General features: G+C 36.3%; 17 protein-coding genes. 8 read left to right on the forward strand and 9 right to left on the reverse strand.

The window, feature by feature from the left end; translation table 11 throughout:
- Positions 1-148: 148 nt before the first annotated feature.
- The 4 genes from hemQ (at position 149) to gerQ (ending at position 3,541) form a co-directional block, all read left to right on the forward strand.
- Positions 149-892: a hydrogen peroxide-dependent heme synthase gene (gene hemQ, locus ABH961_RS21315; protein WP_001287602.1), complete on the forward strand. Its 744-nt coding sequence runs from the start codon at positions 149-151 to the stop codon at positions 890-892.
- A 323-nt stretch (positions 893-1,215) separates the two neighbouring features.
- Complete coding sequence (locus ABH961_RS21320; protein ID WP_048542747.1) at positions 1,216-2,487, forward strand: serine hydrolase; 1,272 nt, start codon at positions 1,216-1,218, stop codon at positions 2,485-2,487.
- Positions 2,488-2,662: 175 nt separating this feature from the next.
- Positions 2,663-3,085: a cell wall hydrolase CwlJ gene (gene cwlJ, locus ABH961_RS21325; RefSeq protein ID WP_000538163.1), complete on the forward strand. Its 423-nt coding sequence runs from the start codon at positions 2,663-2,665 to the stop codon at positions 3,083-3,085.
- Between the two features lie 27 nt (positions 3,086-3,112).
- The gene (gene gerQ / locus ABH961_RS21330) at positions 3,113-3,541 is read left to right on the forward strand and encodes a spore coat protein GerQ (protein ID WP_000068648.1); all 429 of its coding nucleotides are present in this window, start codon (positions 3,113-3,115) and stop codon (positions 3,539-3,541) included.
- Positions 3,542-3,572: 31 nt separating this feature from the next.
- Here the strand turns inward: gerQ and ABH961_RS21335 are convergent, their stop codons facing one another.
- The 3 genes from ABH961_RS21335 to ABH961_RS21345 form a co-directional block, all read right to left on the reverse strand.
- Positions 3,573-3,941, reverse strand: a complete 369-nt coding sequence (locus ABH961_RS21335; RefSeq protein WP_000688322.1) for a DUF423 domain-containing protein — start codon at positions 3,939-3,941, stop codon at positions 3,573-3,575.
- A 65-nt stretch (positions 3,942-4,006) separates the two neighbouring features.
- Positions 4,007-4,294 (reverse strand): YwdI family protein, encoded by a 288-nt coding sequence (locus tag ABH961_RS21340; protein WP_001167358.1) that lies wholly within the window; start codon positions 4,292-4,294, stop codon positions 4,007-4,009.
- Positions 4,295-4,300: 6 nt separating this feature from the next.
- A complete protein-coding gene (locus ABH961_RS21345; protein ID WP_048542753.1) occupies positions 4,301-5,293 on the reverse strand; it encodes a potassium channel family protein in 993 nt (330 codons plus the stop codon).
- Positions 5,294-5,388: 95 nt separating this feature from the next.
- Between ABH961_RS21345 and ABH961_RS21350 the strand changes: the two genes are divergently transcribed.
- From ABH961_RS21350 to ABH961_RS21360, 3 genes are all read left to right on the forward strand, one after another.
- Entirely contained in the window at positions 5,389-6,672 is a 1,284-nt protein-coding gene (locus tag ABH961_RS21350) for a purine/pyrimidine permease (protein ID WP_116443140.1), read from the forward strand.
- A 433-nt stretch (positions 6,673-7,105) separates the two neighbouring features.
- The gene (locus ABH961_RS21355; RefSeq protein WP_000221370.1) at positions 7,106-7,927 is read left to right on the forward strand and encodes a Cof-type HAD-IIB family hydrolase; all 822 of its coding nucleotides are present in this window, start codon (positions 7,106-7,108) and stop codon (positions 7,925-7,927) included.
- Between the two features lie 209 nt (positions 7,928-8,136).
- Complete coding sequence (locus ABH961_RS21360) at positions 8,137-8,430, forward strand: DUF3817 domain-containing protein (RefSeq protein ID WP_048542756.1); 294 nt, start codon at positions 8,137-8,139, stop codon at positions 8,428-8,430.
- A gap of 41 nt (positions 8,431-8,471) precedes the next feature.
- Here the strand turns inward: ABH961_RS21360 and ABH961_RS21365 are convergent, their stop codons facing one another.
- From ABH961_RS21365 to ABH961_RS21385, 5 genes are read right to left on the reverse strand one after another with little or no spacing between them, the layout of a single operon-like run.
- Positions 8,472-9,149 carry a uracil-DNA glycosylase gene (locus tag ABH961_RS21365; RefSeq protein WP_048542757.1) on the reverse strand — a complete coding sequence of 226 codons (678 nt, stop codon included), beginning with the start codon at positions 9,147-9,149 and terminating at the stop codon, positions 8,472-8,474.
- 19 nt (positions 9,150-9,168) lie between these two features.
- Positions 9,169-10,161, reverse strand: coding sequence for an ABC transporter permease subunit (locus ABH961_RS21370; RefSeq protein ID WP_048542758.1), 993 nt, complete (start codon positions 10,159-10,161; stop codon positions 9,169-9,171).
- Positions 10,154-11,071, reverse strand: a complete 918-nt coding sequence (locus ABH961_RS21375; protein WP_048542759.1) for an ABC transporter ATP-binding protein — start codon at positions 11,069-11,071, stop codon at positions 10,154-10,156. Before ABH961_RS21375 ends, ABH961_RS21370 begins: the two co-directional genes overlap by 8 nt.
- Entirely contained in the window at positions 11,068-11,949 is an 882-nt protein-coding gene (locus tag ABH961_RS21380) for an SGNH/GDSL hydrolase family protein (RefSeq protein ID WP_176374059.1), read from the reverse strand. Before ABH961_RS21380 ends, ABH961_RS21375 begins: the two co-directional genes overlap by 4 nt.
- A gap of 10 nt (positions 11,950-11,959) precedes the next feature.
- Positions 11,960-12,937 (reverse strand): LacI family DNA-binding transcriptional regulator, encoded by a 978-nt coding sequence (locus tag ABH961_RS21385; protein ID WP_098075899.1) that lies wholly within the window; start codon positions 12,935-12,937, stop codon positions 11,960-11,962.
- 98 nt (positions 12,938-13,035) lie between these two features.
- Between ABH961_RS21385 and ABH961_RS21390 the strand changes: the two genes are divergently transcribed.
- Positions 13,036-13,662, forward strand: a complete 627-nt coding sequence (locus ABH961_RS21390; RefSeq protein ID WP_098048850.1) for a YczE/YyaS/YitT family protein — start codon at positions 13,036-13,038, stop codon at positions 13,660-13,662.
- Between the two features lie 30 nt (positions 13,663-13,692).
- On the opposite strand, the gene ABH961_RS21395 is transcribed toward ABH961_RS21390, so the two are convergent.
- On the reverse strand, positions 13,693-14,988 hold the full coding sequence (locus ABH961_RS21395) for a homoserine dehydrogenase (protein ID WP_048542766.1): 1,296 nt from the start codon (positions 14,986-14,988) through the stop codon (positions 13,693-13,695).
- Positions 14,989-15,075: the final 87 nt, after the last annotated feature.

The following is a 15,075-nucleotide window of genomic DNA, read 5'->3' on the forward strand; positions in this document are numbered from 1 at the left end:
AAATAAATCCCCTTTAAGCCTTATCTTCTCCTATTTTCAAGTAAATTTAAATGTGACAATTTTATGCGCTAAAGCTTTATATAGATGATTTTAAAACTATATATGCTATAGTTAACGTGTAAAACTATCATTAACTGAGGTGAATAGAATGAGTGAAGCAACAACAACGTTAGATGGCTGGTATTGTTTACATGATTTACGTTCTATTGATTGGGCTGCATGGAAAACATTATCTAGCGACGAACGCGGACAAGCTGTGTCTGAATTTTTAAATGTCGTTGAAAAATGGAACGAAGTATCTACCGCGAAAAAAGGTAGTCATGCAATGTATACTGTTGTTGGCCAAAAAGCTGATATTATGCTTATGATTTTACGTCCAACAATGGAAGAGTTAAATGAAATTGAGACAGAATTGAATAAAACAACATTAGCTGAATATATGGTTCCTGCATACTCTTACGTATCTGTTGTTGAACTAAGCAACTACCTTCCAGCTGATGAAGATCCATATCAAAACCCACAAATCTTAGCTCGCTTATATCCAGAACTACCAAAAGCAAATCACATTTGCTTCTACCCAATGGATAAGCGTCGCCAAGGTGATGACAACTGGTACATGCTTCCTATGGAAGAACGTAAAAAAATGATGTACAGTCATAGTAAAATCGGTCGCCAGTACGCAGGTAAAGTACGCCAAGTTATTTCAGGATCAGTTGGATTCGACGATTTTGAGTGGGGCGTAACATTATTCGCTGACGATGTTCTTCAATTTAAAAAACTTATATATGAAATGCGCTTCGATGAAGTAAGTGCTCGTTATGGTGAATTCGGAACATTTTTCGTTGGAAACATTTTACCAGACGAAAAGGTAGAGAAATTTTTACACATATAAAGTGAAACTTTAATGAGTGGGGGTTTTGTTCATCCCCCACTCATTATCATCGCCCACCTAACTTCTTTGCTGTCGCTTAATTTTGAGGTGGGGATCTTACTGCCCGGCAAATAGCGGGGCAAATCATGAAAAAGGAACGAAATTCGTTCCTTTTTTTATTACCCTCTATATTTCTCCTCAAAAAACTTCTTTTCTCTGCAAATTTGAACAAAAATCGACAATTCTTTTCGATTTCCTTACAAAATTGTAACCTTTCTATATCCAAATTTATGCTAAAATGGTACGAGCTACATGCTAATAACGATGCGAAGGTGATAATCTATATGAAGGAAATCTTGTCTATTTTACTAGCGCTTTTATTGTCAATTTCTTCCTTAGGAGTAACAACATCCCATGCGGAAGAAAAAATACACATTGAGGCAGCTGCTGCACTTCTATTTGATGCAGATACAGGAAAAATACTGCATGAACAAAATCCAGATGAATTGCTAGCTATTGCTAGTATGTCAAAACTAATTGTTGTTTATGCCGTATTAGAAGCAATTAAAGAAGGAAAAATCACTTGGGATACAAAGGTAAACATTTCTGATTATGCTTATGAAGTTTCACGTAATAATGAATTCTCTAACGTTCCGTTTGAAAAGGGACGTCAATATACTGTAAGAGAATTATATCATTCTATCGTTATCTTCTCTGCAAACGGATCTAGTATTGCCTTAGCAGAACTTCTTGCAGGAAGTGAGAAAAACTTCTTAAACCTTGCAAATGAACATGCAAAAAAACTAGGGTTAAAGAAATATAAATTTGTAAACGCTACTGGGTTAAATAACGCTGACTTAAAGGGAAAACACCCTGAGGGAACGGATCCGAATGGAGAAAATTCCATGTCAGCTCGCGATATGGGTATGCTTTCAAAAGCAATAATTACAAAGTATCCAGAAATGCTAGAGGATACAAAACAAAGATTTAGAAACTTCCCAGATAATCATCCGAAACCAATTCGTATGGAAAACTGGAACTGGATGTTACCAGGTGCTGCTTTTTCTTATGAAGGAACAGATGGTTTAAAAACTGGTAGTTCTGATACTGCTGGATACGGATTCACTATTACAGCAAAACGTGGTGACTTACGCCTTATTTCAGTAATTATTAAAACAAAATCAATGGACGAGCGTTTCACTGAATCTCGTGCATTAATTGAATATGGATTTAATAACTTTGAAAAACAAAAATTAAAAGTTGATAAACACAACACAATCTCTGTAGTAAAAGGTAACGAAGATCAAGTGACTGTTACACCGGAAAAAGAAATAACAGTAATTGCGAAAAAAGGTAGCAAAGATCCTTATAAAATTGGGACTGAAGCAGATAAATCCCTTGCTGAAGATGGACATTTAGTCGCTCCTGTTAAAAAGGATGCAAAAGTAGGTTCCATCGTTCTAGAACCAACTGATAAATACGGATTTTTAGATGGAAATAAAAACATGAAAGTTACTGCAAAAACGACAGAAGAAGTTGAAAAGGCAAATTGGTTCGTATTAACAATGCGCTCTATTGGAGATTTCTTCTCAAACTTATGGTCTAAAGTATTTTAATGACGGAAAGCTAGCTCACGCTAGCTTTTTTTATTTCCCTCTCTCCATGTAAAACTTCGTTTGGTTGTCATATCTGAGTCCTTTTTCTCATACGTATGAACTAGTAATCGTTACACACTTCATCTAGAAATAAACCTCTTTCCACAAGGTATTCCAAAAAGAGAGGTGACACATAATGGGTGTTATTGCTTATAACGAAGAAGATGTAAAGTTATTAGCTAGACTGATGCGTGCTGAAGCCGAAGGAGAAGGACAACAAGGAATGTTAATGGTCGGAAACGTAGGAGTAAATCGTGTCCGCGGAAATTGTTTAGATTTTAAAAAAATACGTAATTTACGTCAAATGGTTTATCAAAATCCTGGCGGTTTTGAGGCAACGCAAAAAGGGTATTTTTATCAGCGTGCAAGAGAACAAGATATCGCATTAGCAAGGCGAACGATTCAAGGACAACGTTTTTGGCCCGCCAACTTTTCCTTATGGTTTTTTAGACCGGAAGGCCCTTGTCCGCCAACTTGGTATAATCAGCAAAACTCTGGTCGCTTCAAAAAGCACTGCTTCTTCCAGCCATCTGGCGAGGATTGTCCTGGCGTATATTAAGGATTGATAATGAGGAGGGATTTTTGAATGGCACAGCAACAAAACCCGTATTACGGAACAGGTTTCTATCAACCATCTGGAACTTATGTACAACCGCAACAAATGACCCCACAGCAACAGCAACAACAGCAAGCAATGCAACAACAAGCTGCGCAAGCTCAATATGCCGTTTCTCAAGGCATGTTACCATTAGAACAGTCGTACATTGAAAATATTCTTCGCTTGAACAAAGGCAAGCAAGCTACCGTTGTAATGACTTATGAGCGTGGTAGTTCGCTCGGTACACAATCTTATACAGGTATTATTGAGGCAGCTGGTCGTGATCATATCGTAATTAGTGAGCCCCAATCAGGGAAACGTTATTTACTATTAATGATTTATTTAGATTATGTAGAATTCCCAGAAGAAATTACTTATTTACCTAGTCAACAAGCAACTTATGCTCCAAGACCATAAAAAAAAGCTGGCGTATGCCAGCTTTTGTTTTTTATAATCCTTTTACAACTGCAGTTCCGACTAAGATCCATGCCACGATAAACGCTACACCACCAAGAGGTGTAATTGGGCCAAAGAACTTAATACCTGTCGTACTTAATGCATACAAACTACCTGAAAACATAATAATCCCAGCTACCATAAGCCAGCCAGCAGTAGTTAAAAGTGATGATTGAATTTTATCCATTAATAAAGCAACTACGAATAGTCCACCGGCATGAAACATTTGATATGTAACACCTGTTTTCCAAACTTCTAACATTTTTGCAGAAACTTTATTTTCTAAACCGTGTGCTCCAAAAGCCCCTAACGCAACAGATAGCCCTGCCGCAATACAACCTAGTAAAAAGAAAATTTTCATCTTAATTCCCCTTTTTTTACCTTTATCATAAGCAATTTTTTCATATAAGCCAAACGATTTATCTTCTAGAAATCAAATAAAGAATTACCGTTTGCGCCTTCTTCTTTTATATAAACAGGTTCTCCAGAAACCGGCATAACTGGTTGAACTGTCGTCATAGGCTGAGAGCCAATTACTTGTGATGGAATCTCAGGTTCTCTATACATAGAAGGCTCAGCTTGTTCATCTAATAATAAATCACATAACGCTCGCACAACTAATAAATGCGCTTTTGATTGTTGCCCTTCACTGCTTTTTGCCTTTGCAATTTCATTCGCCATTTTATTTAAAATCTTATCGCTCGATATTTGCATTCCTTGTCACCTCTTACTTTGTAGTTCTTTCTCAAATTGTCCTAGCTTCTCTACTGAACCAAACACTATTATCATATCATGTTCTTGTAGTTTTTCCTGCCCCGTTGGATTATGTATAACATTCCCATTTCTCAAAATCGCTAAAATTGTTACATCAAATTGATTTCTCACATCACTCTCTAGTAACGATTTACTAGCTAAAATAGAACCTTTGCCGACTGCAATTTCTTCAATTACAAATGACTGTTCCACGCCATATAGTACTGTATCAATATAATGAACTGTTAGCGGATTCGCAATACCTTTTGCAATATGAATTCCTGCCATGCTAGATGGATTAATCACCTTATTTGCCCCAGCACGCTTTAATTTGTCTTCAGTTTCTGGTTTTTCTGCTCTTGCCACAATTTTAATTGCATCGTTTAGCCCTCTTGCCGTTAATGTAATAAATACATTTTCAGCATCATTTGCTACGATAGCAACTAAACCGGCTGCCTTTGAAATTCCCGCATGATGTAACACTTGGTCTTCCGTTGCATCTCCGTGTACATACAAAAGTTTTTCCTTCTCTAATATACTTTCATCTTTATCTACGACGACAAATGGAATTTTCTTTTCTTGCAATTCATGTACAACTTGAAGCCCCACTCTACCACAACCACATACGATAATATGATTTTGTAACTGTGCTATTTGTTTATCCATCTTCTTCCTCCGTACTGCATGAAATAAATTCCCTTCAATAATCATAGCTGCCACTACACCAATTGCATACGTAACAATACCGACTCCAACAGGTATGATAAGAAGCGCAAAAACTTTTCCTGCCTGTGTTACAGGAACGGCATCTCCGTACCCAACAGTTAATACAGTAATCATCGTCATCCAAAATGCTTGAAACAAACTAATCTCTTCAATCATCATAAATCCTAGCGTTCCTAGAATTACAACAAAAGTCATACATATAACTGCTATCCATAATTGCTTCCGTGCATTCATATTGTGCTTCAACTCTTTTCTCTATCTACAATCTTTGCCAGTGGAAATGAAATACATATATACTAGATACGGAATCTATGAAAGAGGTTGATATAATGAAAACATTTCTTTCCGCCTTACAATGGGCACTATTTATTTTAGCTGGAAGCCTTATTGTACCAATTAGCGTCGCAACTAATTATGGTCTCGATGGCGCTGAAGCTATTGCATTCGTACAAAGAACATTATTTGTTCTTGGCTTTGCCGGCCTACTGCAAGCTGTATTTGGACATAAACTGCCTATTCAAGAAGGTCCTGCAGGCCTTTGGTGGGGCATTTTCTCCCTTTATGCAAGTTTAGGTGTCGTATTATTTGGATCCAGCAATGAAACGCTTAAAGTCCTTCAGTACGCATTCCTATTAAGTGGTATCATTTGTATTATTCTTAGTATTTTTGGACTCATCGATAAACTAGTTCGCTATTTTACACCGACAGTCATTGGAACATATTTATTTCTTCTTGTCGCGCAACTTAGCGGGTCCTTCTTAAAAGGAATGTTTGGCCTTGATGGAAAACATACAGAAGTACAAGCTGACGTATTTATTCTTTCACTCATTGTTATTTTACTATCCTTTTTCATCATGAAGCTACCTATTATCGGACAATATTCTGTTCTTTTCAGTATCGTCTGCGGCTGGATATTATTCGCATGCTTCGGATTATCTAATCCAGTAACACCTGTGACAGATATAATCCGTTTTCCGTCTCTATTTGTTTTCGGAATGCCTCGTGTTGAATGGAATATGGCAATTACAGTCGTTTTCGTTACACTATTACTTCTAACAAATATGTTAGCAAGTATTCGCGTTGTGCAAAGGATTGTCTCTAAGTATGAAAAGAATGCAGCACCAGATCGTTTCAAACAAGCCGGCATTATAACAGGCATAAATCAATTGCTAGGAGGCCTTTTTTCAGCTATTGGACCTGTTGCGATTTCTGGATCAGCAGGATTTATTGCAACGACTAATATTTATAAACGACTCCCCTTTATGTTAGGGTCAAGCTTTATTATTTTCGTTAGTATATTCCCAAAGATTACTTCATTCTTTGCGGCGATACCTGTCGCAGTCGGATATGCTGCCATTTACCCTGTATTTGCAAGCATGATTGGTCTTGCCTTTCGCGAATACGAAACAGTACAAGATAAAGAACGGTTATTTAAAGTAGCAGGTCTTTCAATCTTTACAGGAGTCGGAGTTATGTTTGTTCCAGCAGGAGCATTTTCTACACTCCCACCATTTCTAGCATCGTTTTTAAGTAACGGTCTCGTTCTTGGATCTGTAATGGCAATTTTGCTCGAAATACTATTTTCTCGTTCTACAGAAAAACAACCATCGTAAATTGGAAAACTTCCATTATTGCACTCTATCTTTAGAGTTGTTACGATAATGATAAAGTGAAACTTTAATCAATGAGAGCCATTCATCTTTACTAATGATTAGCTCTCACCGATCGGGCATTAGCAGTATAAATTATCATAGGCAACATGCTCGTGGTAATTTATACTAAAAATACAGAACTTCTCCTAGCTTCACATAAAGTGAAACTTTAATCAGTGGGGGTTTTGTTCATCCCCCACTGATTATTAGTTGAACCAATCGGACTTTTACGGGCAGCCCGACCCCCACCTAACTTCTTTGCTTTCGCTGAATTTTGAGTTGGGGGTCTTACTGCCCGTTAATGTGGGATAAAGAAGTTCGATGTCTTACTATATATTCCCCAATATCTTCATAAAACTTTATTTCTATTTCAACAAAGAGAGGAATTTTCAATATGACTTATAAAATGATTGTTTTAGATTTAGATGATACTTTATTACGTGATGACCATACTATTTCACCTCGTACGAAAGAAGCGTTAATGACTGCACAAGAGCAAGGTGTAAAAGTTGTACTTGCTTCTGGACGTCCAACATTCGCAATGCGTGCAATCGCAAAAGAATTGCAATTAGAGGAGTACGGTAGCTTTATTCTTTCATTTAATGGTGCAAAAATTATTAACTGTAAAACAGATGAAGAGTTATTCAGTAGTACATTATCCCCTGAAATCGTTCACAGTCTTTACGATATTAGTAAAGAAGAAAATGTATGGATTCACACATACATTGGTGACGATATTATCACTGAAAAAAACAACTCTTATACAGAAATTGAAGGTCAAATTACGGGTATGCCAATCGTAGAAGTAAATAACCTGAAAGAATCTATACAACAACCAGTTGTAAAAGTGTTAATGGTAGAAAATCCAGAACATTTACAAACGGTAGAATCAAAACTACAACAACAACTAGAAGGCCAATTAAGTGTTATGCGTTCTAAACCATTCTTCTTAGAATTTACTGAAGCTGGTGTTACAAAAGGAACAAGCTTAAACCAACTGATTCAAAAACTTGGCATTAAGCGCGAAGAAGTTATCGCAATGGGCGATAGCTATAACGATCAGGCAATGATCGAATTCGCCGGTCTTGGTGTTGCAATGGGCAATGCACCAGATGATATTAAAGAAATTGCAAACTACGTAACAGATACAAATATGAACGATGGCGTTGCAAAAGTTGTAGAGAAGTTCGTACTAAAAAGAGAAGCACTCGTTTAATATTTTCACTCATAAAACCTATTTGAAGTCAAACACTTCAAATAGGTTTTTATTTAAATTCTCATGCTTTTGTGACTATATTTTGAACTTTGCACTATTCTCGTAGTGTAAACTTTCTTTTTGTATATAATGGAACAAAATAGACTATTTTATTTTGAAAAAGAATACAAATTTACTATATACAAGCATACATTAAAGGAGGCTACTTCATGTTATCTACACCAATCGGACGATTAAGAGCAATTGGACTTGTTGAGGGGATTTCTTTCCTACTACTATTATTTGTAGCAATGCCATTAAAATATTTTGCAGGATTTGCTACAGCCGTTAAAATTACAGGCATGGCTCATGGTGTTTTATTTATTCTATTCATCTTTGCGGTAATTCAAGTAACAATCGTACACCGTAAATCAATTTTATGGGCACTTGGAGCATTCGTTTCATCAATTATCCCATTCGGTACGTTTGTACTAGATGCAAAATTAAAGAACGAGCAACAATAATAACAAAAAGGTAGTTAACGACTGTTAACTACCTTTTTTATTTACAAATTTGGAATTTCCCAATCAATTTCTCTTTCGCCCATATTAGCTAAAATCGTATTTACTTTAGAGTATGGCTTACTACCAAAGAAACCACGTCTTGCCGATAATGGGCTTGGGTGTACAGATTCCATAATATGATGATTTGTATTCGTAATTAACTTCTTCTTCGCCTGCGCATGGCGCCCCCACAATATGAAAATAACTGGCTTTTCACGTTCATTCAACAGTCCAATCACACGATCTGTGAAGTGTTCCCATCCTTTTCCCTTATGAGAATTTGCTTCACTTTGAAGAACTGTTAATACTGTATTTAGTAGTAATACTCCTTGCTCTGCCCACTTTACTAAATAACCGTTATTCGGAATTTCATAACCATATTCATCTCGAAGTTCTTTATACATATTTAACAATGATGGTGGTGTTTTAACACCAGGTTGTACAGAAAAACTTAAACCATGCGCTTGATTCGGTCCATGATATGGATCTTGTCCTAAAATAACGACCTTTGTATTTTCATAACTTGTATACTGAAGAGCGTTAAAAATATCTTCTACCTTCGGATAAACAACATGTGTACTATACTCTTCTTTCAAAAAATTAGCCAACTTGCGATAATATTCTTTCTCAAATTCTGGTGCCAATAATGGTCCCCAATCATTTTTTAAAACATTTTCCATACTTTCACTTCCTGTTCAATTAATTCACCATATCCTGCTTTGTAAATACTACAAATGAAATAATAAGAGATACAACTGCCCATACCGTTAAATTCATTAAAGAGAACCCCATCGATAAGCCTTGTAATGCAGGTAGTTTTCCTGATAAATAATCCGTTAATGATAAATTCACACTAAAAATATATTTCGCACCTTCCCAAGATGTTGCGAATGAGCTTAAAATACCACCTGCGATTAATGCGGCTAACATAACGCCCATACCGGCTGGTGTATTTCGAATTAAAACAGAAACCATAAATGATATAGTTCCGACAACGATAGCAACAAACCAAGCTAGCCCATACGCCATCAAGACGTATTGCCACTGCGGAATAAGATGTACAAAATTCGTATTTAACGTTTCCTTATCAATAACAAACCCAGTTAAAACAGGCAAATTCCATCCCGAGTATCCAAATACAAGCCCAGATAATATGTAAGCAAACAAACCTACAAGAAGCAGTATGAGTGAAATGAAAAATAACATCGTCACGTACTTACTAAGAAGTATTTTCCAGCGCCGAATCGGCCGTGTAAGTAGCATCTTCATCGTTCCATCACTTCGCTCTCCTGAAACAATATCAATAGCAACAATCATTACGAGAAGCGGAATAAACAATGTAATTCCTTGCTCAATAAACGCCCTTACAAAAGTGGGTGCGCCCGGTGCCATCGGGTTAATATCATGATCTAAATAATATTGTTGCTGCTCCACTCTTACCTTTAGCCAATCACGCCATTCTTCTGGTAGTCTAGAATTGTTCAAACGATTTTGAGAATCAACAATTTGTTGTTGTAATGAAACTTTCCAATCCGTCGTACCGAGCCTTTTTTGTGTCGTTTCTACTTCACGATACTGCGCATACACGAAAAGCGGGATCAAGATTGCTAAAATAAGCATGACAACAAAAATACGTTTCTTACGATAAATTTTCTCCGATTCATTTAAGACTAGATTCGCAAATTCACGCATGCTGCTCACCCCTTGTGAGTTCAATAAATAAATCTTCTAGCGTAAATACAAGCTCCTTAACGCTATGCACATCTATCCCATTTTCTACAAAGTTTTTATTCCAACTACTTATACATGCGATATCCATGCGGCATAGTAATCGATTATCTTCTATACTCACTTCTCTTACTTCCTTAGCATCTTCTAGCATATTTTTCGCCTTAGAAATCGGTGTAACAATCCATTCTACACGATCACTTGCTGTTTTAATTAACTCTTCAACCTTGGCAACTGTTATCATTTTTCCTTTATGAATAATCGCAACCCGATCACATATCATTTGTACTTCGCTTAGCAAGTGACTTGAAATAAACACGCTCATATTTTCTTCTTTCACAAGCTTATGTATAAATTCCCTAAGTTCTCTAATCCCTGCTGGATCTAAACCATTCGTTGGCTCATCTAATATGAGCAATTTTGGATTCCCAAGGAGCGCCTGCGCAATTCCAAGGCGTTGTTTCATACCAAGTGAGTACGTTTTTACCTTGTCATGAATTCTTTCATCTAAATGAACCATTTCAGCAATTTCAATAATACGTTCATCTGATATATCACCTAACATACGAGCAAATTGCTTTAAATTTTCCCATCCCGTTAAATATGTATACAACTCTGGGTTTTCAACGATACTCCCAATTTGACGCATCGCTTCTCTGAAATTTTCCTTAATCGAATAACCACCGATAGAAATCGTACCTTCTGTTTCTTTAATCAATCCAACTAACATTCGAATGGTAGTTGTTTTTCCGGCGCCATTTGGTCCTAGGAAGCCAAACACTTCTCCTTGTTTTACATCGAAGGAAATATTCTCTACAATAGTCTTCTTTCCAATTACCTTCTTCACGTCTCGTACAGAAAGTATCGTCGTCATTTTACCCCTCCTTGTTCTAGTTTTAATTTACTCACAACATTTTGAACTAATCGGTCCGCCATATATGTATATCCTATTTCATTCGGATGGAAATGATCGGAGTATAATAAATCTTTCCCACGGTTTTGGAATAAATCAAATGTCGGTGTAATATACACATTTTTATTATTTATCGCCAATTTTTCTAAAGATGCATTCCAGTCTACAACGATGGTTGAAGAACCTTTTAAATCTTCTACATCTTCAAAAGGATTGTATAAACCAAGCCAAAAAATAGGGCTATCTGTATTTAACTTACGAATTTCTTCTATTATTTTCTTCGCTTCATTTTGGAACGTTGCTGTATCAGGACGGTATGTTTCTAAATCTATCTTTCCAAGCGATTCCCAACCTGGAAATAAATCATTTCCTCCAATTGTTAAAACGATTACATCTGCTTGCTTAATTGAATATTGAGCGCCACTACTCTCAATTTGTTTTAATAGGTCAGGCATTTTTGCACCACTAACAGCTAAGTTTGTTAATGCAACCCTTTGCTTATAATCTTTTTGTAAATCCTCTTTCATACGCCCAATATAGCCAATTCCTTCTTTATCACCAACACCACGTGTTAATGAGTCACCTAAACTAACGATTTGTAACGTTCCCGTTTTCTTTTTCTCTTTTGCCACTACATCGGTCTTTTTAATTAAATTTGAAGCTTTCGGATTTAACACATCATTTACACCTGAAACAAAGCCATATGCAAATAAACAGAAAGATGCAATTGTAATGAGTAGAATTACTTTTACTACTTTTGATCTCATATCAAAACCCCTTTTAGCCCTCATAGATTGTCCATAATTATACCAAACGCAATTTTGAAAAGCGATTTTCACACCTTATCTATTATGTTGTTTCCCTATGTACTAGTTCTGGCAATAACTCTACGTGCTTTACATCTATTTTCTCATCATTAATCTTTTCATATAATAATTCAAATGCCTTCACACCAACATTTTTACTACAATACGAAATCGTCGTAATGCCTAAAATATCTGCGACATCTTGATCATCACAACCGATAATCGTAATATCTTCTGGAATACAAATTCCTTGTTTTCTTGCTTCCGTTACCATTCCCGCCGCAATATGGTTGCAAGATACAAGAAACGCAGTTGGTTTCACTGACATACGTGTCCATTCCCTAATCACATTACGCCCATCTTCCACCGTAAAACAGCCTTTAAACTTCCAAGCCTCTATCGGTGTTACAGCAATCTGTTGAAGCGAATCTTCATATGCTTGTTTTCTTCTCTGACTATTAATGCTATTACTCCTTCCAATGCAATACCCAATACTTGTATGGCCGGCATCTATTAAGCTCTTCATCCCGCGCGAAAAGACTTTATAGTAATCAATATGCACACTCGAAATGAAATTCGAGTCTATTTCTTCACACATAACAATTGGACCAAATTTCGTATATTCTTCAAGCTTTCCCTTACTATTTGCTCGGGAACATATAATAACCCCATCAAGCTTTTTCATTTTTAACATATTCAAAATTTCTAATTCTCTTTCCTCACTATAATTCGTCTGACAAAGCATCATATTATAGTTATTCTTTGCTGTTTCCTTTGATATTCCCTCGATAATAGCGCTATAATATTGATCATTTACATGCGGTAATAAAACACCAATGACATTCGTTTTTCCTTTCACTAAATGAATTGCGTTCACATTTTGCGTATAATTTAATTCTTCTATAATTGCTAAAATTTCTTTTCGTTTCTGTTCATTCACATATGGATGATTATTCAGTACACGTGAAACAGTTGAAACAGATACTCCAGCAAGTTCAGCAATCTTTCTTATATTCGTCATCTCATTTTCCCCTTCTCTGCAAAAATTCTCCCTTGACCTGGTAAGCTTTCCACAATATATCCTTTCCTAGCAAATACATTTTGAAAGGATATACAACTATGCTTCGATTCAAATTAGAATATATATTTTTCATTGGCGGTCTACTCACTCTCGCCATCGGTATTAATATGATGACGACAATTACTTCCTTTGGACTTAGCCCTTATGATTCCTTCTTTATTGCACTATATCAAAATTTCGGGATAAGTATCGGTTTTTGGATTTTCATGATTAACTTTGTATTTACTCTTATCGTACTCTTTTGGAATAAAAAACAAATAACAATTGGTACAATTGTAACGATGGTTCTTATTTCCCTTTTTGTTGATTGGATTGGTTCCATTCCAACTATTATGGACGCTATCCGTTCTCTTCCAAAATATATAACACTTATTTGCGGAAATCTATTCGTTGGAGCTGGGATTGGTCTTTACGTCTCTACAAACCTTTGCGCAGCACCTCAAGAAGCTTTCGTTTTAACGGTTGCTGAGAAAAAGAAATGGACATTTAGAAGAACAGAAATTTCGTTAGCGTTTTTATTTTTAACATTAAGCTTCCTATTAGATGGACCTATCTATTTTGGAACAATCATCTTATCCTTTACAACAGGCTGGATTATCCAAGCATTTATTCAAATTGGTACGAAGATTTTAAATAGAAAAGAGCCTATTAAGCAAGCTGCTTAACAGGCTCTTTCTGTTTTATGAGAAGAGATACTACTTAGAATCCCCTTCAATTCGATAGTTTGCTTTCAAACAATCTATTTCTTCATACCCTTGCAACGTATGTAGAATATAATCATAATCAGCAAGAGACGCACGATGCGTCACAATTACAATTTCAGCCTTCCCTTTCTCTTCAAGCGGCATTTGAATAATCTTTTCAAAGCTAACGCCACGCTCAGAGAATAATGAAGTAATTTTTGCAAATACACCAATTTCATCTTTTACATGAAGTCTTAAAAATTTCTTCACAACAATTTCGTCTGGCTCTTTTAATACCTTTTTATACTGCGGGGATACCGCACTATTTCCGTTTACACCTAATCGAATATTTTGCATTACAGCTACTAAATCTGAAACAACAGCTGTTGCTGTCGGTAAACTTCCTGCACCTGGTCCATAAAACATCGTTTCTCCGACCGCTTCACCATACACATATACAGCGTTATATTCGTTTTGTACGGCCGCAAGAGGATGTGTATTTGGAAGTAGTGTCGGTTCAACCGTCACCTCTAATTTTTCACCATCTCGCTTCGCAAGACCGATTAATTTAATCGTGTATCCTAAACTCTTACTGTATTCAATATCTTCTTCTGTAATAGAAGTAATCCCTTTTACCTTCACATCTCCAAGCTCTACATTTGTAGAAAAACCAAGGGTAGCCAAAATCGTCATTTTTCTCGCTGCATCTAAACCTTCCACATCTGATGTTGGATCTGCTTCTGCAAATCCAAGTTGTTGGGCTTCTTTTAACACGTCGTTATATGCTCTCCCTTCATCTGACATTTTCGTCAAAATAAAATTTGTCGTTCCATTTACAATTCCCATTACTTTCGTAATAAGATCTGAAGAAAGTCCTTCTACGATACTTCTTAAAATCGGAATCCCTCCGGCTACACTTGCTTCATAAAACAAATCTGCTTTATTATCTTTGGCTACCGCTAAGAGTTCCGCCCCATGTAACGCCATTAAATCTTTATTGGCAGTCACAACATGCTTCCCGCTCTGTAAGGCTTGCAAAATATATGCTTTTGCATCATCAATGCCACCCATCACTTCGATGACAACGTCAATATTTGGATTATCTAAAATTTCATTTGCATCTTGTGTTAATAGAGTAGAAGGTACCTCTACCTCTCTCTCTTTTTCAATATTTTGTACTAGTACTTTCGTTACTTTTACAGGACAACCTACTTGGTGGATAAGTCGCTCTTGATGATCTGTAATGATACGAACTACACCACTCCCAACTGTCCCAAGACCTAATAAACCAACTTGAATTTCTTTCATAATACTGTCCACCCCTCAAAAATTGTGTTTAGATGAAATTATATGAGTAAAAAATCTGAAAAACAATGTTTTTTGAACATTCGGAAA

Origin of the sequence: Bacillus sp. RC251 (assembly GCF_044908765.1) — a bacterium.
Classification (GTDB): Bacteria; Bacillota; Bacilli; order Bacillales; family Bacillaceae_G; genus Bacillus_A; species Bacillus_A wiedmannii.

What these genes read in the sequence shown, in the direction of transcription:
- hemQ (WP_001287602.1), top strand. Translation starts at nt 149, where the DNA reads ATGAGTGAAGCAACAACAACGTTAGATGGCTGGTATTGTTTACATGAT.
- ABH961_RS21320 (WP_048542747.1), top strand. Translation starts at nt 1,216, where the DNA reads ATGAAGGAAATCTTGTCTATTTTACTAGCGCTTTTATTGTCAATTTCT.
- cwlJ (WP_000538163.1), top strand. Translation starts at nt 2,663, where the DNA reads ATGGGTGTTATTGCTTATAACGAAGAAGATGTAAAGTTATTAGCTAGA.
- gerQ (WP_000068648.1), top strand. Translation starts at nt 3,113, where the DNA reads ATGGCACAGCAACAAAACCCGTATTACGGAACAGGTTTCTATCAACCA.
- ABH961_RS21335 (WP_000688322.1), bottom strand. Translation starts at nt 3,941, where the DNA reads ATGAAAATTTTCTTTTTACTAGGTTGTATTGCGGCAGGGCTATCTGTT.
- ABH961_RS21340 (WP_001167358.1), bottom strand. Translation starts at nt 4,294, where the DNA reads ATGCAAATATCGAGCGATAAGATTTTAAATAAAATGGCGAATGAAATT.
- ABH961_RS21345 (WP_048542753.1), bottom strand. Translation starts at nt 5,293, where the DNA reads ATGAATGCACGGAAGCAATTATGGATAGCAGTTATATGTATGACTTTT.
- ABH961_RS21350 (WP_116443140.1), top strand. Translation starts at nt 5,389, where the DNA reads ATGAAAACATTTCTTTCCGCCTTACAATGGGCACTATTTATTTTAGCT.
- ABH961_RS21355 (WP_000221370.1), top strand. Translation starts at nt 7,106, where the DNA reads ATGACTTATAAAATGATTGTTTTAGATTTAGATGATACTTTATTACGT.
- ABH961_RS21360 (WP_048542756.1), top strand. Translation starts at nt 8,137, where the DNA reads ATGTTATCTACACCAATCGGACGATTAAGAGCAATTGGACTTGTTGAG.
- ABH961_RS21365 (WP_048542757.1), bottom strand. Translation starts at nt 9,149, where the DNA reads ATGGAAAATGTTTTAAAAAATGATTGGGGACCATTATTGGCACCAGAA.
- ABH961_RS21370 (WP_048542758.1), bottom strand. Translation starts at nt 10,161, where the DNA reads ATGCGTGAATTTGCGAATCTAGTCTTAAATGAATCGGAGAAAATTTAT.
- ABH961_RS21375 (WP_048542759.1), bottom strand. Translation starts at nt 11,071, where the DNA reads ATGACGACGATACTTTCTGTACGAGACGTGAAGAAGGTAATTGGAAAG.
- ABH961_RS21385 (WP_098075899.1), bottom strand. Translation starts at nt 12,937, where the DNA reads ATGACGAATATAAGAAAGATTGCTGAACTTGCTGGAGTATCTGTTTCA.
- ABH961_RS21390 (WP_098048850.1), top strand. Translation starts at nt 13,036, where the DNA reads ATGCTTCGATTCAAATTAGAATATATATTTTTCATTGGCGGTCTACTC.
- ABH961_RS21395 (WP_048542766.1), bottom strand. Translation starts at nt 14,988, where the DNA reads ATGAAAGAAATTCAAGTTGGTTTATTAGGTCTTGGGACAGTTGGGAGT.